The organism is Aeromonas sp. HMWF015, assembly GCF_963878965.1.
GTDB lineage: Bacteria > Pseudomonadota > Gammaproteobacteria > Enterobacterales > Aeromonadaceae > Aeromonas > Aeromonas veronii.
The window spans coordinates 1-15,296 of record NZ_CAWNZT010000209.1; the positions used below are offsets into that span (position 1 = coordinate 1).

Consider the following 15,296-nt stretch of genomic DNA (forward strand, 5'->3'; position numbering starts at 1 on the left):
CCCTTAGGGACGCTGCCGACTTTCGTCCATTGCTTTTTGTTCCGGATGGTATCACGGCTTGCCCCCTCTCTCCCTTGTTTTTCAAAGGGGTCAGCTTTACCATTACGCCCCTGAAAATCGGGAGAAAAGTCCATGTTACGCGGTAGTATTGTTGCGCTCGTTACCCCCATGCTGGCTTCAGGTGAAGTCGATTGGGCCAGTCTGGCCAAGCTGGTTGACTATCATGTCAGCGCCGGGACCAGCGCCATTGTTGCGGTGGGTACCACAGGGGAATCGGTGACTCTGAGCGAGCAGGAGCATATCGCCGTCGTTGAAAAGACCGTTGAGTATGCCGCTGGACGCATTCCCGTCATCGCCGGTTGCGGCTCCAACAATACCGCCCATGCCATTGAATTGGCAAAGCGACTGGCCAAAACCGGCGTGGTGGCGGGCCTCTCGGTGACTCCTTACTACAACAAGCCCACTCAGGAGGGCCTCTATCGCCACTATTGTGCGATCGCCGAGGCTAGTGGTCTGCCCCAAATTCTTTATAATGTGCCCGGTCGCACCTGTTGCGATCTCAAACCGGAGACCGTGGCCCGTCTGGCCAAGGTTCCCGGCATTATCGGTTTGAAAGAGGCAACCGGCGATTTGAGCCGCACCCCGCTGCTGCGCGAGCTGTGCGGGCCAGAGTTTGCTCTCTACAGTGGCGACGATGCCACTGGTTGTGATTTTATGCTGCAAGGTGGCGATGGCGTGATTTCGGTCACCACCAATATTGCAGCGGCCCAGATGGCCGACATGTGTCGTGCTGCGCTGGCCGGTGATGCCGGGCAGGCGCATGACATCAACAATCTCTTGATGCCGTTGCACAAGACTCTGTTCTGCGAACCGAGCCCCACCCCGGTGAAATGGGCCTGTGCCCAACTGGGGTTGATTGCAACAGCCACCTTGCGCCTGCCGCTGGTTGACCTCACCCCTGAGGGCGAGCAGCTGATGGCGCGAGCACTGACCACAGCGGAGTTGATGGCGAGTGTTTAAATCTAATGGAAAGGGAAATAGAGCCCGTCTGGTGCTGAGCGTTGCGACTGTGGCCGTCTTGGCCGGTTGCAGCACCCCCCAGGATCGCAAAATGGCCAACCGCGACTTCGGTTATGAAGATGCCCGCCTCGAGGGCCGCGCGTTCTTGATCCCCGCAGGATTGAGTGCCCCCACCTTCAACAGCCAGTACGATATTCCGCCGCTTCCCGAGAGCAGCCGTGAAGGTGCCCTCGGCGCCCAGGTCGATGTGCGACCGCCCGCCCAGCTGCTGACCGTGGTACCGGGCAGCCAGGTGGTGCAGAGCGCAACCGAACCGACCGTTGCCTTCTATGCCCTGAGCACCAGCCAGAGCGTGGAGCGCGATACCTGGTCGTTCCTGATGAACTTCCTGGCCAAATACAAGGTCACCACCGAGAAGCTGGATCAGCAGGATGGCGTATTGCAGACCGGCTGGTTTGACAACACAGTTGCCCTCGATGGCTGGGGTGAAGATGACGAAGACTTCAAAATCCGTCAGCGTTACCAGTTCACCGTGCGCAACGATGCCCAGCGCCACGCCGTCAACATGTCGGTCCGGGTGCTGGATCACGAAGAGACCATCGACGGCGAGACCAGCAACAAGCTGACCCCTGCCGATGCCCAGCGCTATGCCGCGCGAGTGCTGAACCAGTTCTCGCTCTATTACGACAGCCAGCTAAAAGCCCGTGAGCAGCACAAGTCCAACGATGGCATGGGTCTGCAACTGGGTCTGGACAACAACGAACTGAGCGCCTGGATTGCCGAAGGCTCCTTTGATCAGGTGTGGCGTCGCCTCAATCAGGTACTGCCCGCTTACGGTTTCACCATCAAGGATACTCAACAGTCTCTGGGCTGGATCGACGTCGAGTACGAAGAGCCGGGGGCCGAGTTCTGGAAGGCGAAAGGGAGCGAGCCGTTCAAACTGGAGGAGGAGAAATACCGCTTCCAGCTTGGCGAAATGGCGGGAGGCAAGACCTCCATCACCCTGTTCGACAAGGACAAGAAGCCGGTATCGTCCGGGGTTATCTCCCAGATGTATATCAGCCTGTCCGAGGCATTCGCCAAGGGGCTGGCCGATCAGGCAGCAGCAAAAGCAGAATAAATACAGGGGCCTTGTGCCCCTGTTTTGTTATCTGAATCCCCCTGAAAACGCGGGGATTCCGAGCGGTTTTCGATGATGCGAGCCCCTTGCCAGCCCGTTGCAAACAGAGCGTGCAGGTGAGGGACTCGCGATGTTTACCCCCACAAACAGGAAGTGTTATTAGCCATGAGTCTTGCAGATCAAGTATTGGCGGTGAATGACGATTTGCCGATCCGTACCGATAAACCTGTCCATTCCGGCAAAGTGCGCAGCGTCTACTGGTTGACCCCCGAAGACAGTGCCCGGCTCATAAAAGAGAAAGGCTATGATGTGCCGGCCGATGCGCCCCTCGCCCTCATGGTGATCAGCGATCGCATCTCGGCCTTCGATTGCATCTGGCAAGGTGTGGATGGCCTGAACGGCGTGCCGGGCAAAGGGGCGGCGCTCAACGCCATCTCCAGCCACTGGTTCAAGCTGTTCAAGGAGAAGGGACTAGCCGACAGCCACATTCTGGATATTCCGCACCCCTTCGTCTGGATCGTGCAAAAAGCCCGTCCGGTGATGATCGAGGCGATTGCCCGCCAGTACATCACCGGCTCCATGTGGCGTGCCTACAAGGATGGCGAGCGCGAGTTCTGCGGCATCACCCTGCCAGAAGGGCTCAAAAAAGATCAGAAGCTGCCGGAGATCCTCATCACTCCCTCCACCAAGGGCGTGCTGAAAGGGCTGGATGGCGTGCCGGAAGCCGATGACGTCAACGTCTCCCGTGCCGATATCGAGCGCCACTACAAGGGCTTCAACTTCAGCAAACCGGCTGACATCGACCGTTACGAAGTGCTGCTCAAAGAGGGCTTCAACGTCATCAGCGACGCGCTGGCCGGGCTGGATCAGATCTTCGTCGATACCAAGTTCGAGTTTGGTTACGTCCACGATGCGGCGGGCAACGAGAAGCTGATCTACATGGACGAAGTGGGCACCCCCGACAGCTCCCGTATCTGGGATGGCGCCGCCCTGCGCGACGGTCAGATCGTCGAGAAGTCGAAAGAGGGTTTCCGTCAGTGGCTGCTCAACCACTTCCCGGATCCGGACATCCTGCTCAACAAAAACCGTATGCCGGAACGTTTTGCCCTGGCCCGCGACAACAAGCTGCCGACCGAAGTGATGATGGATATCTCCAACACCTATGTCGGGATCGCCGAGAAGATCATCGGCCACAAGCTGGCGCGTTCTGCCAATCCCAAGCAGGAGATCATCGAGGTGCTGCGCGATCAGTACGGTCTGATCGACTAAGGGTTGCTCTCTTTTTTTGTCGTCAACAAACAAACGTTTGCTGATAGCGAAGGAGATAGGCAGAGAAACAGACGGGCCCCGCTACGGGGCCCGTTTTTATTGCTGGTCTGGCGGCAAGCGAGCGGCGATCAGCCGTTGACCCTGAACACCTGACCTGTCTGAATGCCCAACACCGACTTCTTGTAAGCCTGCGCCACCTTGGCGGCTGGCACCGGCACGAACCCCGGGAAGAAGTCGGCGTATTTGTCCATCGACTCCGCCAGCACGGTCGGGCTTACCACGTTGATGCGAAGGCCTCTGGGTAGCTCGCAGGCGGCCGCTTTCACAAAGTGATCGATGGCGCCGTTGACGGTGCTGGCGCTCACCCCCCAGTTGATCGGCTCCTCGCTTAGAATACCGCTGATCAAAGTGATGGAACCCTTGTCAGTTAGATAGGGAATGGCGGCTCGGGTCAGGTTGATCTGGCCCATCAGCTTGCTCTCCAGTCCCACCTGCCACTGCTCGTCGGTCATCTCGGTCAGGCCGTTGAAGGCCACGCTGCCGCTGGCGACAACCAGTGCATCAAACTGGCCCACTTGGGCAAACAGCGCCTTGATGGAGGCGGGATCGCGCATGTCGACCGTGGCATCGCCACGGCTGTGGCCGACCCGGATCACCTGATGATCTTTGGCAAGCAGTTCACTGACCGCGGAGCCGACGGTGCCAGAGGCACCCACAATCACAATTTTCATCTGCATCACTCCTGGTTGGGATGTATCGATTCTAGCGCAACAGAAAATGCGAAAAAGCGCGTAAAATAAACCCATTGTTTCCATATTGGAGCTAATGATGGATATCGCCCATCTGGCCAGCTTTTACGAGGTGGTGCTGCGCGGCAGTTTCTCGGCCGCTGCCGATACGCTGGGAGTGAGCAAGGGGATGCTGAGCCGCCACGTCAGCGCGCTGGAGGCCTCCCTCAATGCACAACTGTTGCAGCGCACCACCCGCCGCCTCAGTCTGACCGAGGCGGGCAAGACCCTCTATCAGCAGGCGGGGGAGATCTTCGCGCTGGCTCGGCAGGCGGAGCAGGATATTCAGGCGCTGACCGAAGAGGATTGCGGACGACTGCGCTTTACCTGCCCGGTCAGCACCGGCGACCGCATGGTGAGCGAACTGCTGACCAGCTTTGCCGCGCTCTGCCCGGGAGTGGAGGTGGAACTCAATTTCACCAACCAGATGGTCGACATGAGTCAGGGAGAAAACGACATCGCCCTGCGCGCCATGAGCGAGGTGCCGGACAATCTGGTGGCCCTGCCGCTGGGGCGGCTCAAGGATGTGGTGGTGGCGAGCCCCGCACTGGTGGCGCGGGAGGGGCGTCCAGCCACTCCCTATGAGCTGAGCGGGCGCAGCTGCCTGTTGCAGGGGCACAATCCGGCCTGGGAGCAGTGGCACTTTATCCGTGAGGGGGAAGAGGCCCACATTCTGGTGCAGGGCAAGGTACGAGCCAACCACTACAGCACAGTGTTGCAACTGGCGCGCGCCGGTATGGGCTATGCCAAGTGCCCGCTGATGCTGGTGGAATCGCTGCTGACGGCAGGAGAGCTGGTGACCGTGCTCGACGAGTGGCAGAGCGGCCTGCATCAGCTTCATGTGCTGCATGCCCAGCAGCGTCGGGTGCCGCGCAAGATCAGGCTGTTCAAGCAGGTGCTGGCCCAGTGGTTTGCCGAGCGACCCCACTACCTGCTCTGAGCGGCGTTATTTTTCTGTCATCTTCGGCTGCTACCCTGCGCCCATCATCGGCATCAGGAAGATCAGCGGGAATGAAGAGTAATAGAGGGTTGACCGGATTTGTGCTGCTCTGTGCAGTGTTGGGGGCTGGCAGTGTGCAGGCCATGGTGGAAGTGAAGGTGCCGGAGAATTTCCGCATCCTCGCGGTGAGCAACGGCACCTTGCAGGATGAGCAGCATGCCACTCTGGCGGATGGCGAGCAGCAACTGCTGGTGCGCTTCGAGGGGGTGATTCCCAGTCGCAGCAGCAGCGAGAATGATCGGCAGGTACGCTCCGAGCCGCAGGTGGTGCGCTATCAGGGCAGCAATCAGCATTTGCAGCTGACGGCCAGCGTACCGGGAGACGAGCGGGGGATGCAGGCGTATGCCAAGGCTCCTGTGGTAGCGCTGCAGGAGAATGGCCGCGCGCTTGCTATCCAGCAGGATGCGCTGGTGACCAGCGGCATGCTGCTTGGGGTGGATTGGAACGGCAAACTGGCTGAATACAACCGCAGCGGCGGCAAGGCTGCGCTGACGGCCGTCGCTGTGACTACACAACCAACGGCTACGCTATCCGGTGGGGGGCAACCCGTTGTGGCTGCCAGCGAGCTGGAAGGGCAGTTGCAGCAGTTGTTCCTCCAGGCAGACCCAGCCCTGCGCAAGCGCTTTATCGGTTGGGCCGTCCCACAGCTTTAAGTTTTCTGCCCGTTGCAGTAACGTGGACACTCCTTTTTTCAGGCGCTCTGTTCATCGTACTCAACGAGGTTTTCATGTTTGAATTGCATTCACGCCTGCAGGCAGATACCCGGTGGCTCGGGGATCTGCCCCTCTGCCGGGTCTTGCTGGCCAAAGACAGCCAGTATCCCTGGCTTATCCTGGTACCGCGAGTAGCCAACCTGCGGGAAATTCACCATCTGGCGCCGGAGCCGCAGCAACAGCTGATGCAGGAGTCCTGCGCCGTCGCCGCCCTGATGGAACAGGCCCTCAGCCCGGACAAGATCAACATTGGGGCGCTGGGTAATCTGGTGCCGCAACTCCACCTTCACCATGTCGCCCGCTTTGCGACGGATCGCGCCTGGCCGGGTCCCATATGGGGCGCTCATCCGGTCGTGCCTTATGAGCCACAAGTTTTGGCACAGCAGGCCGATATATGGCGTGCCCGGCTCGCCAAGCTGAGCGGTTTCACCCCTGTGGCTGCTGATAACGGAGTCAACTGAGAGGCGTGTCGCTATTTCAGTCTCCGGGCCGCGCCATCTGTTAGAGTTATGGTATAGATAAGCCCATTTTCGATGTTCAGGAAGGTCCCATGATAGTGACAAGATCCGATGACGATGCCGTATTGACCACAGAGGATGTGCTGCTCAGCCTGTGCAACTCGGTGACGGACGTTTTGAGTGCCGCGACCATGAGTCAGGTGCGGTTTTCCGGCATGGTGCAGCGGATCAGCAAGACCTGCCTCAAGCCGGATATCGGCTGCTTCGTGCTGTTCGATGGCGGTTTTTCCGGTCTGGTGGTGATCAACTTCTCCGCCGCCGCCGCCATGGAGCTGTACGAGAGCTACATGCTGAGCATGGGACTCTCCAAGGAGGATCTCGCCATCTCCCACACCTCTGACGAGGTGAGCAACGTGATGGGCGAGCTGATGAACCAGATCGTCGGCAGCTTTACCGTCAAGGTGGGCCGGGATCTGCAGACCCACATCACCCAGAACCAGCCGAAGATGCTGGCCCTCAACAAGCAGGTGATGCTGAGCGTCGATACCAATCTCGACAGCCCGGAGTCCCGCCGCGTCACCTTCTTCACCGCCCGCAACAACATCTTCTATCTGGAGCTGGCGATGGACAAAACCGAGTTCATCCGCATCCACAATGAGGGGATGGAGCACGAGGAGCTAGATCCCGATGCGCTGATCGCCCAGGCCAAGCAGGATGCCGCCAAGCCGGCTCAGGCTGCGGCCCCGGTTGCCAACGATCACGATGATCTGCTCGACTCTTTGGGTATCTGAGGCAAACGCCGGATAGCAACAAGGCCACCTTCGGGTGGCCTTGTTGTATCGGTGCGCACAACTGTCGTTAGAAGTTGTAGAGCAGGCCGGTGTTGAACACCATGGATTCGGAGTCGTAGAAGTTGATGTCGGAATCGGACTTGGCGTAGCCAGCGGTAAAGGTTGCGGAGAGCGGCGCAATACCGAACAGGCGGTGCCAGAAGAAGGTACCGGTCAGGGCAAACTCGTCGGAGTCGGCGTTTTGGCCAAAGATCGGGTTGGCCTCATCATATTTGGTCTGGCCCAGATAGGCGTTGCTGACGAAAGACCACTGGGAAGCGCGCATGCCGTAGGTCAACTGGAGGCCGTTGCTCTTGTAGCTTTGGGCGCTGCCGTCCAGATCGGCTTGGCGGTAGATAAAGGCTGGCTCCAGCATTTGACCGGGTGCCAGCTGCCATTTGTAGGAGAGGTCGAGGGCGTGGATCTTGCCGTTGCGATCCAGCTTGGCGGCAGTATCGGCGCCGTACTGGCTGCCGCTGCGCTCCTCATCCACCTCGATGTTGCGGGTGGTCAGGCTGCCATTGAAGTTGCTACCCCAGATGCTGTCCCAGGCGAAGCGAACCCCTTTTGACTTGATATCGGTGGATTGGCGATCGACGCCTACGGCGAAAGGATCGCTCCACTGTTCGGTTGGCATGGCATTGAAGACCACGGAGCCAGCCACGATACCCTTGTCGCTCATCTCCTGGCGGATACCGAGCTGCTGGGTGAAGTCGAAACGGATGGCATCCTGGATCAGGTTACCGAGGAATACTTGGGTGCGGGTATCGGCAAAGGTATAACGGATATCAGCGTTGAGCAGCGGGGCGACGGCGGAACTGCTCTCGGCACTGCCCAGCCCGCCCAGTCGACGGTTTTCGTCATCACCGCTGTAAAAGTTAGATTCGTAATTGATGACATTGACTCCGCCAAGCAGGAAACCAGACCAGCCCGATTCGTTGGGAATGGTTCCCAAATCCGCATATGCACTATTTGCAGCCAGCAGGCCCAGACCAAGCAGGGTGGTGTTGCGCATCAGATAACTCCTGAATTAAACGTGTTTAAATTGACGGGTGGATGATTATAGGGGGCCACCCTTAATGGCAACTGACAGAATTTCATCAAATATCCTAACTCACTCATTTTACACGGCGAATCGTTAATTAATTGTGCGAGATAAGAAGAGTTCAATTCTCTGTGCTGGTATTCTGTTCGCGAATATCGGGGAGAAAATAACAAGATGAAGCAGATTAAATCCTGGGCGCAATATTACGTCGACCTGATGACCAAGCTGGGACTGGTGCGATTCAGCATGTTTCTGGCGGCCGGCATCATAGTGCTGGCGGTCGCCATCCAGATGGGGGTAACCCTGTTTCTGCGCGGCAATATCGATGTGATCGACTTCGTGCGTTCGGTCTTCTTTGGCCTGTTGGTGACCCCCTGGGCGGTCTATTTTCTCTCCATCGTGGTGGATCAGCTGGAGGATTCCCGTCAGCGACTGAGCCGGATGGTGCGCAAGCTGCAAGATATGCGTGAGCGGGATCTGGAGCTTAACAGCCAGTTGCAGGAGAACATCAGCCGCCTCAATGCCCAGATTGCCGAGACCAACCGGGCCGAGAGCCTGCGTTTGCAGGCCATTGAAGATCTCGAAAACGAGGTGTTCCAGCGGGAGAAAGCTCAGCTCCATCTGGGGGAGCGTACCGCTCTGCTGCGCTCTTTTATCGACTGTTCCCCGGATCTGGTCTACTACCGCAACGAGGATGAGCAGTTCTCTGGCTGCAACCGCGCCATGGAGGAGCTGACCGGCAAGGTGGAGGCCGAGCTGATCGGTCTGACCCCGTTCGATGTCTACAAGCAGGAGATCGCCAACAAGGTGGTGGAGACCGACAAGCAGGTTTTTGCCAGCAACGAGCCGCTCACCTACGAGCAGTGGCTGGAGTATCCCGATGGCCGCAAGGCTTACTTCGAGTTGCGCAAGGTGCCCTTCTTCGACCGCTTCGGCAAGCGACTCGGGCTGCTCGGTTTTGGCCGTGACATCACCGAGCGCAAGCAGTATCAGGACAAGCTTGAGAAGGCGAGTCGCGACAAGACCACCTTTATCTCCACCATCAGCCACGAGTTGCGCACCCCGCTCAACGGCATCGTGGGCTTAAGCCGGATGCTGATGGATACCCCCCTCGATCCCAAGCAGCATCAGCAGCTCAAGACCATTCACTTGAGTGCGGTGACCCTTGGCAATATCTTCAACGACATCATCGACTTGGACAAACTGGATCGCCGTCGCCTCGAAATTGCACCGACCCGTATCGATCTGCCCGCCTTCCTCGACGAGCTGGAGACCCTGTCGCGCATTCAGGCTGAGCAGAAGGGGCTCTATCTCCATTTCGATCGCGATGGCGACATGCCGCAATTCGTGATGGCTGACGGCACCCGCCTGCGTCAGGTGCTGTGGAATCTGGTGGGCAACGCGGTCAAGTTTACCGATGAGGGGGGCGTCACCGTGCGTTGTCTCTCCCATCCCGCCGATGAGCCGGGCAAGCTGGCCCTGCACTTCGAGGTGGAGGATACCGGCATCGGTATCCCGCGCGCCCAGCAGGAGAAGATCTTCGCCATGTACTATCAGGTGCAGGGCAAGAAACACGCCACCGGCACCGGCATTGGCCTCGCGGTCTCCCGTCAGCTGGTGCAGGCGATGGGCGGGCAGCTCTATGTGGACAGCGATCCGGGCGAAGGCTCCTGCTTCACCGCCGAGCTGGAGGTAGCTTGCGCCGAGCCTGTGTTGCCAGAGCAGGAGGAGGAGATGCCCTCCCTCGATATCCTGCTGGTGGAGGATGTGGAGCTCAACGTGACGGTGGCCTGCGCCCTGCTGGGCAAGCTGGGTCATCAGGTGCAGGTGGCACGGGACGGCACCCAGGCGTTGGCGATGGCCAACCCGGATGATTTCGACCTCATTTTGCTCGATATCCAGCTGCCGGACATGACTGGCTTCGATGTGGCGAAAACCCTGCTGGAGCGTTATGGCGACAGCCTGCCACCCATGGTGGCGCTCACCGCCAACTCCACCGGCGATCGCCAGTACTACCGGGATCACGGCATGCAGGATGTGATTAACAAGCCGCTTGGCTCCAAAGCGGTGCGGGAGGTGATTGGTCACCTGTTTGCCGATCTGGCCGAGGATGAAGCGGACGAGCAGGCTGATGCGGGCAATCAGGATGCCCTGCTGGATATCCCCTTCCTCACCGATTACGCCGATACCGTGGGCAAGCCGGTGCTGCTCTCCAGCGTCGATCTGTTCGAGAAGATGATGCCGGACTACATGGCTGTGCTCGACTCCAATATGATTGCCAAGGATCAAGCTGGGGTGGTGGAAGAGGCACACAAGATAAAAGGGGCGGCAGGCTCCATTGGCCTGCGCCGATTGCAGCAGACGGCGCAACTGATCCAGAGCCCGGATCATCCCGCCTGGTGGGAAAACGTGGAAGACTGGATTGAGACGCTGCGCCGGGAATATCCCGGCGATATCTCCCGTCTGCGGCGCTGGTTGTTGTCTTGAGGCTGGAGGATGTCTTGAGTCTGAGGAAAATTGTTGGCAAGGAGCTGCAAGATGTATAGCCGTTTGATTACCCCTGCGCGCATCCACCCTTGGGGGGATGAGGAGCTGCTGGAGGCGACCGAGCAGGATCGCGCCCGTATCGTGCAGGCAGCACCGGTGCGCAGGTTGCAGCAGAAGACCCAGGTCTTTCCGCTCGATGTGAAGGCCTCGGTGCGCAGCCGCCTCACCCACTCGCTGGAGGTGCAGGAGACCGGTCGCCAGATCAGCCGCCGCATTCTGGCTGCCTTGCCTGCCGGGATGGTTTGTGAAGGGGCTTTTATCAATCTGGTGGAGATGTCCTGCCTGCTCCATGACGTGGGCAATCCGCCGTTTGGCCACTTTGGTGAGCAGGTGATGAGCCAGTGGCTCGGCGAGATGCTCGATCCCCTCTATCAGCAGGCGCTGGCGCAGCCACCTTCGGCCCAGTGGGCTGAATTGCGTCAGGATCTGCAACTGTTTGATGGCAACGCCCAGAGTCTGCGACTGGTGCACAGCCTGCACGAGCTCAACCTGACCCTCGGACAACTGGCGGCACTCTGCAAATACCCGCAGCAGCCGCAACCCGGCGTGAGCTATGGCCAACATCATGGCTGGAGCAGCAAGCGCGGCATCTTCTTCAGCGAGCAGCCGCTCTACCGTGCCCTTGGCCAGAGTCTGGGATTGGCCCCCGGCTGTCGCCATCCGCTGGTCTACATCATGGAGGCGGCCGATGACATCTCCTACTGCATCGCCGATCTGGAAGATGCGGTAGATCGGCGGATCCTGACTCAGGGTGAACTGCTGGTGGCGCTGCGAGCTGCTGATCAGAGTGACTACATGGGCACCTTGCTGGATGAAGCGCTGGCCTCCGGCCGGGGCTTTTTCCCCCATTTTCGCCAGCAACTGACCCGGGATCTGGTGGCGTTGGCGGCGCAGAGCTATGTCAGCGAACATCAGGCCATTTTGCAGGGATCCTATCCGCAAGCGCTGCTGCACGGTCAGGCGCCGGCGGCGCGGGTGCTCGATATCCTCAAGCAGGTGGCCCGCGAGCTGGTCTTTATGCGCCCCGAGGTGGAAGCGCTCGAGCTGGAAGGGTATGCGGCACTGCGCGGGGTGCTGACCAGTTATTCCTGTCTGTTGGCGCTGCCGGCGCGGCAATTTGCCCGCCTGCTGGCCGGGGAGGGGAGTCAGACGCTGTTCTTTGCGCGCCGCCTCTATCACCGCCTCTCGGCTCGTCACCTCAAGGCTTATCGATTGGCGATCGCCACCCCGGATCCGCGCTTTGCCTGCCAGCATGAGCAGGAGTGGTATTACCGGGTGCGGTTGCTGCTCGACTATGTCAGCGGCATGACGGATACCTATGTGCTGGAGGAGTACCGGCTACTCTCGGGGATCTGATGCCCCAGGCTCCCTGTCGGGCAGCATAAAATGCCGTAAAAACGTTTAAAAAGGAGTCGCAAGAGGCTTGTTTTAAATTCGGATATTTTTTAGACTTCTGCAACCTGTTCAACTTTTACCCGGTAAGGAGACGAAAATGCAACATCTGATGCTCAATATTGCATTCTCTCGCGGCACTGCGTGCGGCGTGAAATCTCGTGCTCTTTTACCGCGTGGCGTAAACAGGTAACCCCTGTCTTTTTATCACCCGCGGTTCGTCCCGCAGGGTGATATCCACTTTCTCCGGGAGAACCGCATGTTCAACTGGAGAATGTCATGTCTATCGAACTGGTTTTACTGCGCAGTGTTGAATCCCTGGTCCAGAGAAGGATTGCCCGGGTCGAGCGTCGTCTCGTGCAGGTCAATCTGTCACCCGCCCTGCTCAGGGATATCGGGCTGGAAGGATATCAGGGTCAAATCGCTCTCGTTCGCGAGCGGGAGTATCAAACCGGCTTCCGCCTCGGGAATCGAATAACCTGATCGCGAAGGGGAGAATAAGATCCCCCTCGCTAGTGAAATGGCAGGCTGCATGCCTGCCATTTTTCCATCTTATGGTTGATTCCAGGTTCACATGTTGGTGACTCAGTATTATCCTCTCCGCCCTCTTTGTAACAGCTGCGATTGTTTTCTCGCCTTGCGTCGTCATGATCTGCAAGATTAGAGGTGGCAGCCGTATCTGTTTTACTCATCAGGACAAGACCTTATGCCACTCCTTCGTCAGCTTTTTCTTCCCATTTTGCTGTTGTTTTCGGGCATGTTGGCTGTTGCGGCTCCCCAACCGCAAGATGAGAGCACAAGTAACGAGATTTCTGCACAAAAAGAGCTGCTGGTTGGGGTTCCCCGTGGCGGCTATCTCCCTTTCATCTATCAACTCCCCAACCAGCGTTATGCCGGTCCGCTCAAGGAGCTGGCCTCGCGCATTGCAGCCGAAATGGGCGTGTCATTGCGTTATATCCCCTACAACTCCTACGTGGATGCCCAGATTGCTCTCCAAGGCGGCCAGATCGATGCATTAATCGGGGTCGAACGTAATGCTCTTGAATTGAAGGGGATAAACCCTATTGGCAGTATCGGTTCTTATGCTCGCTCCATTTTAATGCATACCCCGGATCAGCGATTGACCCTGGAGCAGGCGCGCAAGTTACGCTGGGTCTGTATTCGTGGTTTTGGCAGTTGTAATGAATTGGCTCGTTTGGGGATCTCTGATGTAACTGAGCTGGAGAGCCGTGACGAGGCGACCTATATGGTCAAGCTGGGCGCTGTCGATGCATATCTTGATTTGGAACCCATTGTTTCCCTCAAGATGGAGAGAATGCCAGCGTCAATGGGGGTTGTCGCTCCAGGGTGGCTTTCTGGCAGCACGCTGACGATGGCGACCAGCTCCCGCCAGCCAGAGCTGAGCGAGAGGCTTTGGCAGGCATATCAACGGATACCCGTTGCAGACTCACGATTACGGTTGCATCAGAAAAATGAACGCGCCAACGCTGGTCTGTTGCTGGAACCAGATGAGGCTAGTTGGCTGAAGCAGAGAAACAAGGTCATCAAGTTCGCCGTTGCCCCCGGATTTGCCGGCATCAGTGAAATCGATGACGAAGGTGAATTGCATGGCTATACGGCAGACCTGATGAAGTTATTGAGTCTGCGCTCCGGGATCCGCTTTGAGCTGGTGTCGACAAATACCTGGCAGGAGTCACTTAAACTGCTGAAAGAGCACAAAGTGGACCTTATTCCCTTGATGACACCGCTCAAGGATCGTCAGTCCTTTGCCTCTTTTACCTCCTCCTATCTGAAGTTCGACAGCTATGTCGTAGCCAGACACGGTGCTCGCCCGCTGAAGTCGCTGGTCGAGCTGAAAGGGCGTCTGATTGGTGGTGTGACGGGTTCTTACGAAGCCTCTCTCATTCACGCGCTGGGCGCCAATATTATCGAAGTAGGCAAAGATGCCGATTTACTGACCTTGCTCGACACTGGGCGAGCTGAATATGTGCTGTTGACCATGACCAATCTGGGACAGCAGGCAATGAAGGGTTTCAATGAGAAGTATCAGGTGGTGCTGAGCTCCCCCGAATTTTCCGTACCTATCAGTATGGCCGTCGATAATGCTCAGCCCGAGTTGCTCCGCATCATGGACAAGTTGCTGCTGACCATCACGGATGAGGAGTGGCAACTGCTGGAACGACGCTGGCTCAATGTGTCGGTCAATATCGAGTCTGATTACACCCTGATTTACAAATGGTTGGCCATAGGGGGGGGCGCCTTGCTCGTCAGCGGTTTGCTGGTGATGTTCTGGGCTCGCAGTTTGCGTCGCCAGATTGCGCAGCGGAAAATCGCAGAGGACAAGCTGAATGAACAGTTGCTGTTTGTGCAGACCTTGCTCAACTCACTGCCAACCATGGTGGCGCTACGTGATAGCGAGCAGCGGATCACCTTGTGCAATCAGGCCTATCGCGATGCTTTCCTCGGTGCTGGCAGTAGCAGTGAGGAGCTCCAAAACATGCCCGAGACACTCAGAAACAGTGTGTTGGAAGAAGAGCGCCGGGTGTGGCAGACCGGACAGGATCTGGAGGGGGCAGGGAGCAACCTGCGAGCTGATGGTACGCCCTGCCATGTTATCTATGCCAAACGTCCTTATCGCGATCCCGATGGCAATATGCTGGGGGTGTTGACAGTACTGACCGATGTCAGCCGGATCAAAGAGGCGGAGGAGCGCGCCCGTCAGGCTGAAAATCGCCTTACCCAGATTACCGACAGCATGCCTGGGGTGGTCTATCAGTATTTGTGGCAAGGACCCGGCAAGGGGCGGTTTTTGTATGCTTCTCAGGGGGCCAGCGAGATCCTCGGGGCTTCCCGGCAGGACCTGTTCAATTCCGAATCGGGTGGTGAGGTGTTCGGCTTTACCGAAGAGGCGCTGCAGGATTTTGTCAGCAAGGTGGCCAATCATGCCGAGACTCTGGCTCCCCTCGATCTGGAGGTCAAGGTGGAGCGACCTGAGGGAGATCGCTACCTGCAAGTACGTGGCAACTTTGTCAGACAGGAGCAGCAGGCGCTGATCCTCAATGGGGTCATTCAGGACATTACGGCTCTCAAGCAACAGGAATATGAGCTGCGCGA

Annotated in this window: 13 protein-coding genes; 11 read left to right on the plus strand and 2 right to left on the minus strand. The window is 58.1% G+C overall.

The genetic code is table 11. From position 1 onward, the window contains the following. The first annotated feature begins 132 nt into the window (after window positions 1–132). The 3 genes from dapA (at window position 133) to AACS18_RS11300 (ending at window position 3,409) form a co-directional block, all read left to right on the plus strand. Window positions 133–1,020, plus strand: coding sequence for a 4-hydroxy-tetrahydrodipicolinate synthase (gene dapA, locus AACS18_RS11290; RefSeq protein WP_005349232.1), 888 nt, complete (start codon window positions 133–135; stop codon window positions 1,018–1,020). After that, entirely contained in the window at window positions 1,013–2,140 is a 1,128-nt protein-coding gene (gene bamC, locus AACS18_RS11295; RefSeq protein ID WP_005349235.1) for an outer membrane protein assembly factor BamC, read from the plus strand. The genes dapA and bamC overlap by 8 nt, the downstream gene beginning before the upstream one ends. A 165-nt stretch (window positions 2,141–2,305) precedes the next feature. After that, on the plus strand, window positions 2,306–3,409 hold the full coding sequence (locus tag AACS18_RS11300; protein ID WP_040065098.1) for a phosphoribosylaminoimidazolesuccinocarboxamide synthase: 1,104 nt from the start codon (window positions 2,306–2,308) through the stop codon (window positions 3,407–3,409). Between the two features lie 128 nt (window positions 3,410–3,537). Here AACS18_RS11300 and AACS18_RS11305 read toward each other — a convergent pair whose 3' ends face one another. Then, on the minus strand, window positions 3,538–4,140 hold the full coding sequence (locus AACS18_RS11305) for a short chain dehydrogenase (RefSeq protein WP_021231956.1): 603 nt from the start codon (window positions 4,138–4,140) through the stop codon (window positions 3,538–3,540). Between the two features lie 97 nt (window positions 4,141–4,237). Here AACS18_RS11305 and AACS18_RS11310 point away from each other — a divergent pair, with 97 nt between their 5' ends. From AACS18_RS11310 to AACS18_RS11325, 4 genes are all read left to right on the plus strand, one after another. Beyond that, window positions 4,238–5,137: a LysR family transcriptional regulator gene (locus AACS18_RS11310; RefSeq protein ID WP_108614289.1), complete on the plus strand. Its 900-nt coding sequence runs from the start codon at window positions 4,238–4,240 to the stop codon at window positions 5,135–5,137. Between the two features lie 71 nt (window positions 5,138–5,208). Further along, window positions 5,209–5,850, plus strand: coding sequence for a DUF2057 domain-containing protein (locus AACS18_RS11315; protein ID WP_108614290.1), 642 nt, complete (start codon window positions 5,209–5,211; stop codon window positions 5,848–5,850). Window positions 5,851–5,924: 74 nt separating this feature from the next. Then, a complete protein-coding gene (locus tag AACS18_RS11320) occupies window positions 5,925–6,371 on the plus strand; it encodes an HIT domain-containing protein (protein ID WP_108614291.1) in 447 nt (148 codons plus the stop codon). An 89-nt stretch (window positions 6,372–6,460) separates the two neighbouring features. Beyond that, the gene (locus tag AACS18_RS11325; RefSeq protein WP_005339098.1) at window positions 6,461–7,159 is read left to right on the plus strand and encodes a DUF3334 family protein; all 699 of its coding nucleotides are present in this window, start codon (window positions 6,461–6,463) and stop codon (window positions 7,157–7,159) included. 67 nt (window positions 7,160–7,226) lie between these two features. Here AACS18_RS11325 and AACS18_RS11330 read toward each other — a convergent pair whose 3' ends face one another. Then, complete coding sequence (locus AACS18_RS11330; RefSeq protein ID WP_108614292.1) at window positions 7,227–8,213, minus strand: DUF2860 family protein; 987 nt, start codon at window positions 8,211–8,213, stop codon at window positions 7,227–7,229. Between the two features lie 204 nt (window positions 8,214–8,417). On the opposite strand from AACS18_RS11330, the gene arcB reads away from it, so the two are divergent. From arcB to AACS18_RS23390, 4 genes are all read left to right on the plus strand, one after another. After that, the gene (gene arcB / locus AACS18_RS11335; RefSeq protein WP_108614293.1) at window positions 8,418–10,730 is read left to right on the plus strand and encodes an aerobic respiration two-component sensor histidine kinase ArcB; all 2,313 of its coding nucleotides are present in this window, start codon (window positions 8,418–8,420) and stop codon (window positions 10,728–10,730) included. A 51-nt stretch (window positions 10,731–10,781) separates the two neighbouring features. Further along, window positions 10,782–12,146, plus strand: a complete 1,365-nt coding sequence (gene dgt / locus AACS18_RS11340) for a dGTPase (protein ID WP_108614294.1) — start codon at window positions 10,782–10,784, stop codon at window positions 12,144–12,146. A 315-nt stretch (window positions 12,147–12,461) separates the two neighbouring features. Next, entirely contained in the window at window positions 12,462–12,665 is a 204-nt protein-coding gene (locus AACS18_RS11345) for a hypothetical protein (protein ID WP_005349248.1), read from the plus strand. Window positions 12,666–12,888: 223 nt separating this feature from the next. Continuing rightward, window positions 12,889–15,296, plus strand: a 2,408-nt coding sequence (locus tag AACS18_RS23390) for a transporter substrate-binding domain-containing protein (RefSeq protein WP_374956645.1), incomplete at its 3' end; no start/stop codon positions are given.